This window comes from Streptomyces sp. NBC_00353 (genome assembly GCF_036108815.1).
Lineage (GTDB): Bacteria > Actinomycetota > Actinomycetes > Streptomycetales > Streptomycetaceae > Streptomyces.
In genome coordinates, this window is record NZ_CP107985.1 from 2601259 (window position 1) to 2615866 (window position 14608).

Consider the following 14608-nt stretch of genomic DNA (forward strand, 5'->3'; position numbering starts at 1 on the left):
CGCGGACGGGTCAGCTGACGTATGGCCCGGCGGGGCCGAGGAGGTACTCACATGCATCACGCGGCCTCCTTCACGGCCGGTATCCCGGCTACGACGCCGAGCAGGCAGGCGTGGTCGACCACGCCCAGGCAGCGGCCGTCGTCGACCACGCGTGCGGTCTTGCCGGTGCGGACGACCGCCTCGATCGCATCGGAGACCGTGGTACCGGGTGCAAGGGCCGGGCCCGAGATGCTCTCCTCGCCGTCGGCGGGACGCATGGCTGTCTGCACCGTCACGACCTGCTCACGTGGCACGTCGCGCACGAAGTCCCGTACGTAGTCGTCGGCCGGCGTCGCCACGATCTCCTCCGGAGTGCCCAGCTGCACGATCCGTCCGTCGCGCATCAGCGCGATGCGGTCGCCGAGCTTGAGCGCCTCGTTCAGGTCATGGGTGATGAAGACCATCGTGCGACCCTCCTCGCGGTGCAGGCGTACGACTTCCTCCTGCATGTCGCGGCGGATCAGCGGGTCGAGCGCACTGAACGGCTCGTCGAACAACAGCACTTCGGGGTCGACGGCGAGCGCACGCGCAAGTCCGACCCGCTGCTGCTGACCGCCGGAGAGCTGTCCGGGACGGCGGTTCTCCATGCCGTCGAGGCCGACCTTGGCGATGAACTCGGCCGCGCGCTCGCGCCGCCGCGCGCGGCCCATGCCCTGGATTTCGAGCCCGTAGGCCACGTTGTCGATGACCGAGCGATGCGGCAGCAGGCCGAAGTGCTGGAAGACCATGGCGGCGCGGTGGCGGCGCAGTTCGCGCAGCCGGCCGGCGTCCATCGACAGCACGTCCTCGCCGTCCATGGTGACCTCACCGGACGTCGGCTCGATGAGCCGGGTGAGGCAGCGCACGAGTGTGGACTTGCCGGACCCGGACAGGCCCATGACGACGAACACCTCGCCCTTGCGGACGTCGAACGAGACGTCGCGCACGGCTGCGGTGCAGCCGGTGCGCTCGCACAGCTCGGCCGGGGTGAGCGCACCGAGTTCAGCATTACCGGGGACGCGGTCGGCCTTGGGACCGAACACCTTCCACAGGTCGCGTACGGAGAAAACGTGCTGCGGCGTGTTCATCAGGCATGACCCCCAGGAGTGGCACCGAGCAGATCTGCGCATTTCTCCCCGACCATCAGCACGCCGATCATCGGGTTGACGGTCGTCATCGTCGGGAAGACGGACGCGTCGGCTATCCGGATGCCGTCGAGGCCCCGGATCCTCAGGTCGGGCTCGACGACGGCGAGTTCGTCGTCGGCCGCGCCCATGCGGCAGGTTCCGGCCGGGTGGTAGACGGTGTGCGCGACCTTGCGCGCGTACTCGCTGATGTCCTCGTCGGAGGTGATCTCGGGCCCCGGGCAGACCTCGCGCTTCAGCCAGCCGGCCAGCGGTTCCTGCGCTGCGATCTCGCGGGCGATCCTGATCCCGTCGACGAGCGTGCGGCCGTCGTAGTCGTCCTCGTCGGTGAAGTACCGGAAGTCGAGTGCGGGTTTGACCTCGGGGTCGGGGCTGGTCAGGTACAGCCGTCCGCGGCTCTTCGGCTTCGGGATGTTCGGCGTCATCGACACGCCGTGCGCGGGCCGCTCATAGCCGAGGCGCTCGGGGTTGTCGGTGAACGGGATCTGGTAGAAGTGGAACATCAGGTCGGGGCCCTGGCTGTTCGGATCCCGCCGTACGAAGAGCCCGGCGTCGCTGTCCATCGCTGAGTTCTCGGGGATCGGCCCGTGCGTCTCCCAGACGATGACGGACTCGGGATGGTCGAGCAGGTTCTCACCAACACCCGGCAGGTCGTGCACCACGGGGATACCGAGCTTCTCCAGCTCCTCGCGGTGCCCGATGCCGGAGTGCATCAGCAGCCGCGGGGTGTCCACCGCACCGGCGCACACCACCACTTCCCGCCGCGCCCGCACGACCCGCTCCGTACCGTCCTTGGTCCGCACGTGCACGCCGGTCGCACGCGTCCCTTCCAGCTCCAGTCGGAACGCCCAGGTCTCCAGGGCGATGTGGAGGTTCGGGCGGTCGAGGAAGGGGTGCAGATACGCCACCGACGCCGAGGAACGCTTGTTGTTCTCGGGATGGTAGGCGAGGTCGAAGAAGCCGACACCGTCCCGGAAGGCCTCCTTGTTGAAGCCCTCGACGCGCGGCACCCCGAGCGTGGTCTGCGCCGCGTCGACGAAGTCGCGGGCGATGGCGTTCCGGTCGGCCTCGTCGACGGGGACGATGTTGTTGCGCAGCTTGTGGAAGTACGGGTCCATCGACGCCGCGTCCCAGCCGGCCGCGCCCGTCTCGGCCCACTCGTCCCAGTCGGACGGCAGCGGCTTGAAGGCGATGAGGGTGTTGTGGGACGAACAGCCGCCGAGCACCCGGGCCCGGCTGTGGCGGATGTTCGAGTTGCCGCGGGGCTGCTCGGTGGTGGGGTAGTCGTAGTCCAGCTCACCGCCGAGGAGGCCCATCCAGCGGCGCAGAGTCAGGACGTCGTCCCGGCCCACATCGCTCGGTCCGCCCTCGATGAGTGCAACGGTGATGTCCGGGTTCTCGGTGAGCCGGGAGGCGATCACCGAACCTGCGGTGCCGCCCCCGACGATGACGTAGTCGTAGTCGGTCATGTTCTCCACCTCTGCTCCCGTTCAGCCCGCGAACCAGCGCACAGGGCGCGGGGCGAGGTTTTGGTAGATGTGCTTGGCCTCGCGGTACTCGGCCAGGCCCGTCGGGCCCAGCTCCCGGCCGATGCCAGACTTCCCGAAGCCGCCCCACTCCGCCTGCGGCAGGTAGGGGTGGAAGTCGTTGATCCAGACGGTGCCGTGGCGCAGCCGGCCCGCGACCCGGCGTCCGCGGCCCGCGTCCGCAGTCCACACGGCGCCGGCGAGTCCGTACTCGGTGTCGTTCGCGAGAGCGACGGCCTCGTCCTCGGTACGGAAGGTCTCGACGGTCAGGACCGGTCCGAAGATCTCCTCGCGCACGACGCGCATGGATCGGTCGCAGTGGTCCAGAACCGTGGGCCGATAGAAGTACCCGGGGCCTTCGGGGCGCTCGCCACCGGCCCGCAGCACCGCACCTTCCTTCAGCGCGGAGGCCACGAACTCCTCGGTCCTGACGAGCTGCTGCTCGGAGACGAGAGGACCGCATTCGACACCGTCGTCGGTGCCGCGGCCGATGCGGATCCTCGTGGCGCGCAGGGCGAGTTCGGTGACGAAGCGGTCGCGGACCGACTCCTCGATGATCAGCCGGGAGCCGGCGGAGCAGACCTGCCCGCTGTGGATGAAGGCGGCGTTCAGTGCCTGGTCGACGGCGGTGTCGAAGCCCTCGTCGGTGGCGCACGCGTCCGCGAACACCACGTTGGGGTTCTTGCCGCCGAGTTCGAGCGCGACCTTCTTGACGGTGTCCGCGACGGCCCGCATCACCTTCGTACCGCTGGCGAGTCCGCCGGTGAAGGAGACGAGATCGACGTCGGGGTGGTCGGCGATCCGGGCACCGACGGCGGCACCGGCACCGGTGACGATGTTGGCCACACCTGCGGGCAGTCCGGCCTCGACGAGCAGCGCGACGAGGGCAACGGTGGTCAGCGGCGTGATCTCACTGGGCTTGATCACAAAGGTGTTGCCCGCGGCGAGTGCAGGCGCGATCTTCCAACTGGCTTGGAGCAGCGGGTAGTTCCACGGCGTGATGAGTCCGCAGACTCCGACGGGCTCGTGCACGACGACGCTGTGAATCTCGTCGGATCCGGCGTCGACGACGCGTCCGCCGCTCTCGTTCATGACGAGGTCGGCGAAGTAGCGGAAGGCGTCGCGCACGCAGTCCACGTCGACGCGTCCCTCTTCGAGCGTCTTGCCGGCGTCCCGGCACTCCAGAGCGCCGATCTTCTCCCGGTCGCGCTCCAGCAGGTCGGCCACCCGTCTGAGCAATGCCGCCCGCTCCGCGACGGGCGTGTGCGGCCAGGGGCCCTTGTCGAAGGCCGCCCTGGCTGCGGCGACGGCGGCGTCCGTGTCCGCGACGCCACCCTCCGCGACGACGGTGAACGCCGTCGCGTCGACGGGGTCGAGAATCTCGCGCGTGGCGCCGGAGGCGGCTTCTCGCCACTCTCCGCCCACGTGGATGGTCTTTTGTGCCGACACGTCGAACCTCGACCTTCTTGAGCTGGTTTGTCTGATAAGGGGGCATCCCAGTGACCTGGTCCTCTTCCCCGGAAGGTGAAAGCCATGCGCAACGATTGACCGAAAGTGACTGGGCTCACGCGTGTGCGCTGCCGCGGCCGGTCTTCGGTACCTCATGGCAGACCGTCCACCGGCGGTTCACCGAGTGGACTGCCGCGCGGGTGCGGGCCAAGCTCCACCGCCTGGCTCTGGACGAACTCGGCGCCCTCGGGAAGCTGGACCGGTCGCGGTGCGCCATCCCGCCGATCTGCTCGCCCCACGGCCCGCGTCGGCGCCGCCCTGCCGAACTCCAAATACGACTACAACCACCTGCGCAGGTGGCTCCGTTCACGCAACATCACACCTCGCATCGCGCGCAAAGGTGTGGAGTCTTCACAGCAACTGGGACGCCACCGTTGGACGGTAGAACGCACGGTGGCGTGGCTGAGCGGCTGCCGCAGCCACCATCGCCGGACCTGGCCCGGCGCCGTGTTCAGCGCTGTTCATGCCGATCTTCCGCACGGTCGGTCCGGGTTCATCATGCCTTCCTAGCCTGTGCTGGCTGCAGCCGTCACCAGACGGGAAACACCCGACCCCGGAGGCCGATGTGTTTCCGGAGACGGTCCCTGTCCGGGCGCAGCCCCTCCACTGAGCGAAGGAACGTGTCATGCCCTCACCAACCAGTAGACGCGACTTTCTCCGCCGGTCGGCCACGACTCTGGGGGCGGCGACTGCCGCGTCCGTGCTCCCTGGATCCATCAGCCGGGCCCTCGCCGTCGACGCGGCCGTCCGCACGGGAACCGTCAAGGACGTCGAGCACGTCGTGATCCTGATGCAGGAGAACCGCGGCTTCAACCACTACTTCGGCACGATGCGCGGTGTGCGCGGCTTCGGCGACCGGTTCCCGATCCCGCTCGAGAGCGGCAAGCCGGTCTGGTACCAGTCCGACGGCGCGCGGGAGATCCCGCCGTACCACCTCGACCCCGAGCGCTCCAGCGCCCTGCTCATCCCCTCGACGCCGCACTCCTTCGCCGACGCGCAGGCCGCGTGGAACCAGGGCAAGCTCGGTCACTGGCCGAAGTACAAGACCGAGTACTCCATGGGGTACTACCGGCGCGACGACATCCCGTTCCAGTTCGCCCTCGCCGAGGCGTTCACCATCTGCGACTCCTATCACTGCTCCATCACCACCGGCACCGACCCCAACCGCATCACGTTCTGGTCGGGTTCCAACTTCAACCCCGAACTCGGCCGCCAGGGCGTCAACTCCGGCCCCGACCAGTCCGAGCCCAACAACCTCCGGTGCTGGATCACCGGCAAGTGGGTGCCGGACGCGTGGCCGCAGACCTACAAGTACGCGAGCAACGCGTTCACCTGGGACACCATCCCGGATGTACTGGAGCGCGCCGGCATCAGCTGGCACATCTACCAGGACATGAACGACAACTGGACCGGCGCGATGAACGGCTGCCTGGCGTTCGAGAGCTTCCGCAACGCCCAGCCGGGCACGCCGGTGTACGAGCACGGCATGACCGGCGGCCCCGACTTCCTGGACCGGCTCCGCCAGGACGTGCTCGAGGACACCCTGCCGCAGGTCTCCTGGGTGCTGACGACCGCCTCCAACTCCGAGCACCCCGGCGCGGGTTCCAGCCCGACGCACGGTGGCAACTTCACCGCCGACGTGCTGGACGCGCTGACCGCCAACCCGGAGGTGTGGAGCAAGACCGTCTTCCTGCTCACCTTCGACGAGAACGACGGCCTCTTCGACCACGTCCCCGCACCGGCCGTCCCGTCGTACAACCTCGACGGCACCCTCGCCGGCAAGTCGACGGTCCCGGTGGACGGCGAGTACTTCGACGCGTCCGGCAAGCCGTCGTCGTGGCTCAAGGCCGACGACACGGCCACCGGGACGACCCGCCCGTGGGGCATGGGCCCGCGCGTGCCACTCTACGTCGTCTCCCCGTGGAGCCGGGGCGGCTGGGTCGACTCCGAGGTGTTCGACCACACCTCGGTCGGCATGTTCCTCGAGCAGCGCTTCGGCGTCCAGATAGACGCCATCAGCCCGTGGCACCGCGCCGTCTCCGGTGACCTCACCTCGGCGTTCGACTTCAAGCACCCGAACAAGCAGCGGTTCCCGGAACTCCCCGACCAGAGCGACTGGGCCGCCTCCGACGCCCACCAGCGCACCATGCCTTCGCCGAAGGCGCCGGCGGCACCGGAGCCGCTGTTCCAGGAGCGCGGGACGCGCTACTCCCGCGCGCTGCCGTACGAACTGCACACCGACGCCTCCACCGACCACGGCACGGGCACGGTCACCCTCCAGTTCCTCAACTCCGGTCACAAGGGTGCCGTCTTCCACGTGTACGACAGGCTTCATCTCGACCGGATCCCGCGGCGTTACACCGTCGAGGCCGGGAAGCGGCTCGCCGACGTGTGGGACGCCACGGCCACGGACTCGGGCGCGTACGACCTCGAGGTCCACGGTCCGGGCGGCTTCTTCCGTTCCTTCACCGGGAATACGGCCTCCAAGGCCAACCCGGAGCTCCGGGTCCGGTACGACCGTCACGGCAAGTCCGTCCTCGTCACCGTGCACAATCCCGGACCGAAGGCGGTCACGCTGCACGTCGAGCCCCACGCCTACCGCTTCACCGAGCCCCGGACGATCCATGTGCCGTCCCGCAAGGAAGTCGAGCGGCGCTGGTCGCTGAACCCGAGCGGTCACTGGTACGACTTCACCGTCACCGTGGACGGCTCGTCGCTCGAGCGCCGCTTCGCCGGCCGCGTGGAAACCGGCGGGGACGGCATCAGCGACCCGGCCATGGCAGCCCACATCCAGCAGGCGGAGAGTGCCGTAGGCGCCAACTGATACCGGCCCCGGGCGTCGCAGAGACACACCCTGCGGCGCCCGGGTAGCTCGCATCACAACCGGTGCGCACCACGGTGGGCTCAGATCTCTCCGACATCGTTCCCGGGAGTTTCACGCCGTGGGCCTCAAGGGCTGCGTCCGGGCGATGAGCAGGGCGACGTCATCGGGGCCGTCGAGACGCCGCAGCTCCTGAAGGAGCCGGTCGCAGGTTTTCTCCAGGGAACGGTCGGGCGCGTCCAGCACGCGAAGGAGAGTCTTCAGGCGTCTGTCGATGGGGTCTTGGCGGGTTTCGACCAGTCCGTCGGTGTACAGGACCAGCTGGTCGCCGAGGCCGAGGTCGAAGGTGGTGGTCTCGAAGGAGACGCCACCCACTCCCAACGGGATGCCGGTGGGCAGGTCGAGCAGTTCCGGATGCTTTCCGCTGCGCACGAGGACGGGGGGAAGGTGGCCGGCGGTGGCGATGTGGCACTCGGCGCGGTGTGGGTCGTAAACGGCGTACACGCAGGTGGCGATGGAGTGCCCCAGCCCCGAGGTGATCTTGTCCAAGTGCTGAAGAACCTCGGCGGGGTCGAGGTCGAGGTCGGCGAAGGCACTGGTGGCGGCACGCAGACGGCCCATGATGGCGGCAGCGCCGATGCCGCTGCCCATGACGTCGCCCACAACGAGTGCGGTCTTGTCGCCATCGAGCGGCAGGACGTCGTACCAGTCGCCGCCGACCTCGAATGCGGCCTGTGCGGGCCGGTACCGGGAGGCAACCTGCAGGCCGGGAAGGCGGGGCGGGTGTTCCGGAAGGAGGCTGCGCTGCAGGGTCTCGGCGGCGTTGCGCACCCTCTGGTGCGAGCAGGCGTTGTCGATGCACATGGCGGTGCGAGAGGCCAGCTCACCGGCGAGGGCGAGGTCGTCCTCGTCGAAGGGCAGCGGGTTGCGCGCACGGGTGAGGCCCAGGAAGCCGAGGATCTGGCCGCGCGCGGTGAGTGGGACCGCGATGTAGGAGTGCACGCCGGCGCGGGCCAGCAGGGCAGCGGCGTGGTCGTCGCGGGCGATGCGCGCCAGGTCGTTGTCATCCGCTCGGGTGATCAGGATCGGGCGGCCGGTGCGTACGCATTCGGTGGCCAGTCGGCCGGTGCCGTAAGCGGCCAGGTGGCCGGGTGGGTCGGCGGCCTCAGCGGCTTCGGTCGGGTATGCGGCCTTGACCGCGAGGGCGCGAAAGAGCGCGGGGCCGTCGCGAGCTGCCAGGTGACAGTCTTCCAGGACGGAATCCAGGACGTCGACCGCGACCACGTCGGCGAGCTCGGGAACGGTGACCTCGGCCAGCTCCCGGGCGGTCTTTTCCACCTCCAAGGTGGTGCCGATGCGCACGGAGCTGTCGGCGATCAGGGCCAGACGCCGCCGGGCCCTGGCAGCCTCCATGGCTGCCTGATGCCGGTCGGTGACATCCACCACCAGTTCGGCCACCCCGAGGACCCGCCCCTGGGGGTCCTCCAGCCGGTACAACGAGATCGACCAGGCATGCTCGTGCTCCGGGTCGGCGGGGCTGCGGCCGACGACGGTGGACCGCTCGACCATGGGGATCCCGGTCTCCAGGACCTGCCACATCGCGGACTCGACCACCTCGAACTTCGAGGAGGTCATGATCTCGCGGTAGTGCCGGCCGAGGTGGTCATCCGCGGGTATGCCGTGCATCCGCTCCAAGGCGGGGTTGACGGACACGTACCGCAGGTCGGTGTCGAGGATCGCCAGCCCCATGGGGGACTGGGAGATCAGCCGGGTGGACAGTGCGACGTCCCGCTCCACCTCACGCAACGTCGACTCGTCGGTAGCGAGCCCGAGGGCGTAGAAGTCACCGCGGTCGTCCAGCAGCCTCGTGTTACGGAACTCCACCAGACGGGCGCTGCCGTCCTTGTGCCGGATGGGGAACGCTCCGGCCCAGCTCTCACCGGTCCCCATGACGTGGGCGAACAGCTTGATCATCAGTTCCCAGTGCTGTTCATGGACGAGCACCTGCACCGCGTACCGCCCGAGCACCTCATCAGCGGCATAGCCGAACACTTTCTCGGCCTGCGGGCTCCACAGGACGATCCGCCCATCGCCGTCCAGCAGCAGCGCGGCGAAACCGAGGAGGTCCACCAGCCCGCTCGGCTGCGACGACCGCGCCTCCGGCCGACCGGCGTCAGCCACGCCCCCCTTCGACCTCGCTCACCCGGGCACTCCTTCCGTCGGCTGGCCGCGTGGACCCTCCCACGCCCCGGTCCGTGGCCCGACCACTTACCTGCGGCCCGTCCCCCTGTTCACTGAGTGCTTCGGTTTCCATGGTCCCCCGGATCGATCGAACACACATCCGTCCGTACGGGGCCGTCGGACCGAGCCCAGCCGATGCGCCCTTCGGCCGGCGGTTGCGCGGCGGCCGCGCGGGCTCCGCCGACGTCGTCCACGAGAACCGTGGCGGCCTCGATCCCGGACGGCGACCGGGACGCGAAGCCACGGGGTGTGGAGGTCGCGCCGGTTCAGCACCAACTGCACCGGCGTGTCCTCCGCGTACCGATCCTCACCACTGGACCGCCCCAACTCCTCATGGGCCTGCTGAAGTTGGGACGCCGATTCCGCACAGGCAGTCAGGGTCCCCCGTCGGCCTGACGCCAGCCGGACAGAGGACCGGGATGCGGTGCTCCCGATCACCACCGGTGGAGCATCCCCCGGCGCCGCCGAGGCGGTCGCGCCGCCGCGTCGGCCCACAACAAAAGAATTGACCATATGTTCGAATTCTTTGTCAGTCAGAGGGCACGAACAACGAATAGCGTGGCCGGCCAGTCACCAGTCATGTCCCTCGACCAGGAGGCAGTCAGACCATGGCCGCAAGACCTGAAGGCGCGCCCTGTTGGGCCGACGCGATGTTCCCCGACCTGGAGGCCGCCAAGGGCTTCTACGGTGAACTGCTGGGCTGGACCTTCGGCGAGTCGTCGGAGGAGTACGGCAACTACACGCAGGCGTACTCGGGCGGCAAGAATGTCGCCGCCCTCTCCCCCCAGATGCCCGGCTGGGAAGGCCCGCCGGCCTGGAGCATCTACATCTCCTCGTCGGACGTCGACGCCGCCGCCGCCAAGATCCGCGACAATGGCGGCGAGTTGATGATGGAGCCCATGTCCGTCGGCGAGTTCGGCAAGATGCTGATGGCCAAGGACCCGAGCGGCGTCGTCTTCGGCGTCTGGCAGGCGGGCACGCACGAGGGCTTCGAGAAGCAGGGCGAGGCCGGCGCGTTCTGCTGGGCCGAGGTCACCACACGCGATGCCGAGAAGGCCGACGGCTTCTTCCCCGCTGTCTTCGGTTACGGCGTAAAGACCATGCAGGACGAGGCCATCGACTTCAAGCTCTACGCCCTCGATGACGACACCGCGCTCGGCCGGATGAAGATGACGAAGGACTGGCCAGCCGAGGTCCCTCCGTACGTCAACGTCTACTTCGCTGTCGACAACTGCGACGACGCGATCGCCACCGTCACCAAGCACGGCGGCCACGTGCACTTCGGCCCGCACGACAGCCCGTTCGGCCGCTTCGCGGCCGTCTCCGACCCGCAGGGCGCGGCCTTTTCCGTGATCGACCTCAAGACAACGAAGGGTGAGATGCCCAAGATCACCTGAGCGAGGGGGAACCGCCGCCCCTCCCTGCTCCGGTCCGCGGCCGCTCGTCGGCCGCGGACCGACCACGAAGGACGCCGAGCGGCAGGATCGGTCCCGCTCTGCTGCTGCGGCAGCCGCTCGCCGCGCTCATCCCCGCTGTCGCTTCCGGAGCCGTGGCGTCACTCGTCAGCATGGATGATCTTTCCGTGCGGGCGGTCCCAGTGGTGGGCGGGTGGTCGGTGGATCGCGATGAGGGCGGCGTCGTCACCGAGGCGTCCGCCGGCGTGGGCGAGGAGATCACGCCGGATGTGGTGCAGGAGCGCCTTGGGGTTGCACTCGGTCCACTGTGCCGCGCGCTGCGTGAACGGATAGAAGTCACCGGCCCGGTCACGGGCCTCGATGACGCCGTCGGTGTACAGGACGAGGGTGTCTCCGACCTCGAAGGTGAACACGTCAAGGGTGTGGGCGGGTCGCGTCAGGCCGAGCCCCAGCGGGGGCGCGGGATGCAGACTCGGGACGGTGACGGAGTGGCCGGGGCTGAGCAGCAGGGGCGGGGGGTGCCCGCAGCCGGTCATCCGGGTGATGTGGTCGTCGTCGGGGATCTCCAGCAGCAGGGCGGTGACGAAGCGTTCCCCGACCTCACCCTCCGGCTCGGAGAATTCTGCCTGGTAGCGGTCCACGCTCTGATCCAGGGCGTCGGCCAGTGCGGGCAAGGACGTGTGCTGGTGGGCGGCCTCGCGGAAGGCGCCGAGGAGCAGTGCGGCCTCTCCGATGGCCGCCAGGCCCTTGCCCCGCACATCCCCGATCATCACTCGGGTACCGCCGTCGGTGCGGGTCGCCGCGTACAGGTCACCACCGATCTCGGCCTCGTCCTCGGCGGCCAGGTACAGGCAGGCAGTCCGCAGTGGACCGATCCGGTCCGGGAGGGGCCACAGCAGCACGTGCTGCGCGGCCTCGGCCACCGACCGCACCTGCGCCAGCTTCCGTTCGCGCCGTTCGCGCACCACGCAGAAGCACACGATCAGACATGAGAGCACCGCCAGCGCGACGACCTGCACCACCACGTTGCGGGAGAAATACGCGCCGAAGTGCCAGCCGATGTAAGCCTGGGCAGCCACGGCGAGGAGTCCGATCGCACCGGTCGGCCGGGGACCGGCGAACGAGGCGGTGATCGCCGGTGCGATGACCAGCAGCGGGCCGAGGTGCACGTCGGCCGGGACCAGGATGTCCACGACCGTGATCACCACGATGAGCGCGATCGGGATCACCAGCAGCGCATGGCTCGACTGCCATGGCCGCCAACCGGCAGAACGCTGCCCACCGCCCATAGCTTCCACAGTGCACCGTCCGAGGGAGGCTGACGAGCGGGGCACACCACGAAGACCTGGCCAGGCGGGGAAGACCGCCTGGCGGCAGTCGTCGAGCAGGCGTATCCGCGCGCACGGCCGCGTCCCGAGTCCCACCGACTCACTGCGAAAGGCACAGCTCGGCCCAGATGATCTTGCCACGTGCGGCGTAGTGGGTGCCCCAGTGGTCGGTGAGCTGGGCGACGAGGAACAGGCCGCGACCGCCCTCGTCGTCGGTGTGGGCCCGGCGCAGATGCGGGGCCGTGCTGTTGCCGTCGGATACTTCGCAGATGAGGCTCTGATCGTGGATCAGGCGTAGCCGGATGGGCGGCTTGCCGTACCGGATGGCGTTGGTGACCAGCTCGCTGACCACCAGTTCGGCGACGTACGAGAGGTCCTGCAGCCCCCACAGGTCCAGCTGCCGGGTGGCCGCGGCCCGCGCGTCCACCACGATGGCGGGATCCAACGGCAGATCCCAGGAAGCCACCCGGTCCGGGCCGAGTGCACGGGTGCGGGCGACCAGCAGCGCGACATCGTCCGGCGGCCGGAACGGCAGCAGCGCCGCGATCAGCTGATCGCAGATGTCTTCGAGCGCGGGCTCCGGTTGGGACAGGATGCGGCGCAGCGAGTCCAGGCCGATGTCGATGTCCTGGTCCCGGGCCAGGATCAGCCCGTTGGTGTACAGGACGAGCAGGCTGCCCTCGGCAAGGTCCAGTTCGGTCGTCTCGAACGGCAGTCCCCCCAGACCCAGCGGAGGCCCTGCGGGCACCTCCGGGAAGTCGACGCTGCCGCCGGGGCCCGCCACAGCGGGCGGATAGTGGCCGGCACTGGCGAGCGTGCAGCGCCGCTCGGCGGGGTCGTACACCGCGTACAGACAGGTTGCCCCGATCGCCGGCCCGTCGGCGTGGGGTTCGTCGCGGCCCCCACCTTCTTCCTCGGTGAGGCGGGCCACCAGGTCGTCGAGATGGGTGAGCAGTTCGTCAGGCGGCAGGTCCAGGTCGGCCAGGGTGTGCACCGCGGCGCGCAGCCGCCCCATGGTGGCCGAGGCCTGCACTCCGTGTCCGGGCACATCCCCCACCACCAGGGCGACCCGGGCCCCGGACAGTGGGATCACATCGAACCAGTCCCCGCCCAGATCGGTGTCCGAGCCGGCGGGCTGGTAGCGGCCGGCGACCTCCACCGCGTTGAGGACCGGCAGGCGCTGGGGGAGCAGGCTGCGCTGCAGGGCCAGGGCGGTCTTGTGTTCGCGCGTGTAGCGGCGGGCGTTGTCCATGCAGAGAGCGGCCCGGGATGCCAGTTCGGCGGCCAAGGTGACGTCGTCGTCGTCAAAGGGCTCGGGATCCCGCCAGCGGTAGAACGTGGCCACGCCCATCAGGACGTTCCGCGCGGTCAGGGGTACGGCGATGAGCGAGTGGAGCCTGGTGGCACGGATGATCGCAGCCCGCTTGGGATCCTCGTCCAGCCACGGCGTCGTGAGGTCCAGGTGAGCGATGAATTTCGCCTCGAGATCGGCCATGCACAGGGCCTGGGGCGAGGCCGGACCGAATCGGCTCAGTTCGCCCACGGCCAACGCCTTCGGTGGCCGCGTCGACTCGGGAACGGTCTCGTGGGCCGCCCGACGCAATGTGAGGCCCTGGTCGGCCGGGCCGGGCGTGGGTGTGTCACCCCGGAGCACCGAGTCCAGCAGATCCACCGTCACGCTGTCCGCCAGTCGGTGGAGCGCCACCTCGGCCAGTTCCTTTGCGGTGCGCCCCACATCCAGGGTGGTGCCGATACGTATGCTCGCCTCGTTGATCAGCTGCATCCGCTCCCTGGCCCGGTGGGCATCGGTGATGTCGACGACCGCGTGGCACAGTCCGAGCGCCGTTCCCTCGGAGTCCTGGAGCCGGAAGATCCCGGTGGACCAGACGTGCTCGCGGCTGGGATCGGCCGGGGTGAGGCCGCGTTGGATGAAGTCGAGCGCCGGTTCGCCGGTGGCCAGGACGCGTTTCATCACCCTCTCGATCTCGGCGGCGTTCAGGCCGGGCAGCGCCTCGCTGATCCGCTTGCCCAGCCGCTGCCCGATCGGCACACCGGTCATCCGCTCCAGTGCCAGATTGCGCCGGGTGCAGCGGAGATCGGTGTCGGAGACCAGCAGACCGACCGGTGACTGGTTGAACAGGCCGGACAGTACCGCGAAGTCTTCCTCCCACCGCCGTGTCTCGGCCTCCTCGGCGGCCAGCAGCAGCCAGAACCGTGCCTCGTCCGGGCCCACCCAGGGGTGTGCCCGCAGAGCCACAGCTTGGTCTCGCCCGTCCTTGCAGCGCAGAGTGGCACCGATCTGCCGCCCCTGCGCCGCCTCGTGGCTCAGGGCGGCCGCCCTGAGGACTGCTGCGCGCCCGGCAGCGGCGAGCAGGGACGCAGCAGGCTGCCCCAGAACCTCGGCGGCTTCGTAGCCCAGCAGCTGCTCTGCACCCGCACTCCACCCGACGAGAACCCCGCGGGCGTCCATCACCGCTGCGGCCGCTCGAGTCGCAGCGAACGGGCTGCCGGACGCACTGCCGACCTCGGTGTGGTGTGTGTCCGGTGCCATGCACCCCGTCCTTGCCGTGTCGTCCTCAGAGACCTTTCCAAGACAGTCCTGCTC

Annotated in this window: 8 protein-coding genes and 1 pseudogene; 3 read left to right on the plus strand and 6 right to left on the minus strand. The window is 69.3% G+C overall.

Features of this window, described 5'->3' with window-relative positions:
* Nucleotides 1-56: 56 nt before the first annotated feature.
* Genes OHA88_RS11970 through OHA88_RS11980 form a run of 3 tightly spaced genes read right to left on the minus strand, consistent with a single transcriptional unit; the run spans nt 57 to nt 4138 of the window.
* On the minus strand, nt 57-1106 hold the full coding sequence (locus tag OHA88_RS11970) for a quaternary amine ABC transporter ATP-binding protein (RefSeq protein WP_328625486.1): 1050 nt from the start codon (nt 1104-1106) through the stop codon (nt 57-59).
* Nucleotides 1106-2632: a GMC family oxidoreductase gene (locus OHA88_RS11975; protein ID WP_267000015.1), complete on the minus strand. Its 1527-nt coding sequence runs from the start codon at nt 2630-2632 to the stop codon at nt 1106-1108. Before OHA88_RS11975 ends, OHA88_RS11970 begins: the two co-directional genes overlap by 1 nt.
* A gap of 21 nt (nt 2633-2653) precedes the next feature.
* A complete protein-coding gene (locus OHA88_RS11980; RefSeq protein ID WP_328625487.1) occupies nt 2654-4138 on the minus strand; it encodes an aldehyde dehydrogenase family protein in 1485 nt (494 codons plus the stop codon).
* Nucleotides 4139-4275: 137 nt separating this feature from the next.
* Here OHA88_RS11980 and OHA88_RS44620 point away from each other — a divergent pair.
* Nucleotides 4276-4630: pseudogene (locus OHA88_RS44620) on the plus strand (IS5/IS1182 family transposase); the annotation flags it as partial.
* 193 nt (nt 4631-4823) lie between these two features.
* Nucleotides 4824-7022 (plus strand): phosphocholine-specific phospholipase C, encoded by a 2199-nt coding sequence (locus OHA88_RS11990; protein WP_328625488.1) that lies wholly within the window; start codon nt 4824-4826, stop codon nt 7020-7022.
* Nucleotides 7023-7133: 111 nt separating this feature from the next.
* On the opposite strand, the gene OHA88_RS11995 is transcribed toward OHA88_RS11990, so the two are convergent.
* The gene (locus tag OHA88_RS11995; RefSeq protein ID WP_328625489.1) at nt 7134-9200 is read right to left on the minus strand and encodes a SpoIIE family protein phosphatase; all 2067 of its coding nucleotides are present in this window, start codon (nt 9198-9200) and stop codon (nt 7134-7136) included.
* Between the two features lie 668 nt (nt 9201-9868).
* Between OHA88_RS11995 and OHA88_RS12000 the strand changes: the two genes are divergently transcribed.
* The gene (locus tag OHA88_RS12000; RefSeq protein WP_267000024.1) at nt 9869-10657 is read left to right on the plus strand and encodes a VOC family protein; all 789 of its coding nucleotides are present in this window, start codon (nt 9869-9871) and stop codon (nt 10655-10657) included.
* 158 nt (nt 10658-10815) lie between these two features.
* Here OHA88_RS12000 and OHA88_RS12005 read toward each other — a convergent pair whose 3' ends face one another.
* Both OHA88_RS12005 and OHA88_RS12010 read right to left on the minus strand, forming a co-directional pair.
* Nucleotides 10816-11964 carry a PP2C family protein-serine/threonine phosphatase gene (locus OHA88_RS12005; RefSeq protein WP_328625490.1) on the minus strand — a complete coding sequence of 383 codons (1149 nt, stop codon included), beginning with the start codon at nt 11962-11964 and terminating at the stop codon, nt 10816-10818.
* Between the two features lie 139 nt (nt 11965-12103).
* Nucleotides 12104-14554 carry a SpoIIE family protein phosphatase gene (locus OHA88_RS12010; RefSeq protein WP_328625491.1) on the minus strand — a complete coding sequence of 817 codons (2451 nt, stop codon included), beginning with the start codon at nt 14552-14554 and terminating at the stop codon, nt 12104-12106.
* Nucleotides 14555-14608 lie beyond the last annotated feature (54 nt).

What these genes read in the sequence shown, in the direction of transcription:
- OHA88_RS11990 (WP_328625488.1), top strand. Translation starts at nt 4,824, where the DNA reads ATGCCCTCACCAACCAGTAGACGCGACTTTCTCCGCCGGTCGGCCACG.
- OHA88_RS12005 (WP_328625490.1), bottom strand. Translation starts at nt 11,964, where the DNA reads ATGGGCGGTGGGCAGCGTTCTGCCGGTTGGCGGCCATGGCAGTCGAGC.
- OHA88_RS12000 (WP_267000024.1), top strand. Translation starts at nt 9,869, where the DNA reads ATGGCCGCAAGACCTGAAGGCGCGCCCTGTTGGGCCGACGCGATGTTC.
- OHA88_RS11970 (WP_328625486.1), bottom strand. Translation starts at nt 1,106, where the DNA reads ATGAACACGCCGCAGCACGTTTTCTCCGTACGCGACCTGTGGAAGGTG.
- OHA88_RS11975 (WP_267000015.1), bottom strand. Translation starts at nt 2,632, where the DNA reads ATGACCGACTACGACTACGTCATCGTCGGGGGCGGCACCGCAGGTTCG.
- OHA88_RS12010 (WP_328625491.1), bottom strand. Translation starts at nt 14,554, where the DNA reads ATGGCACCGGACACACACCACACCGAGGTCGGCAGTGCGTCCGGCAGC.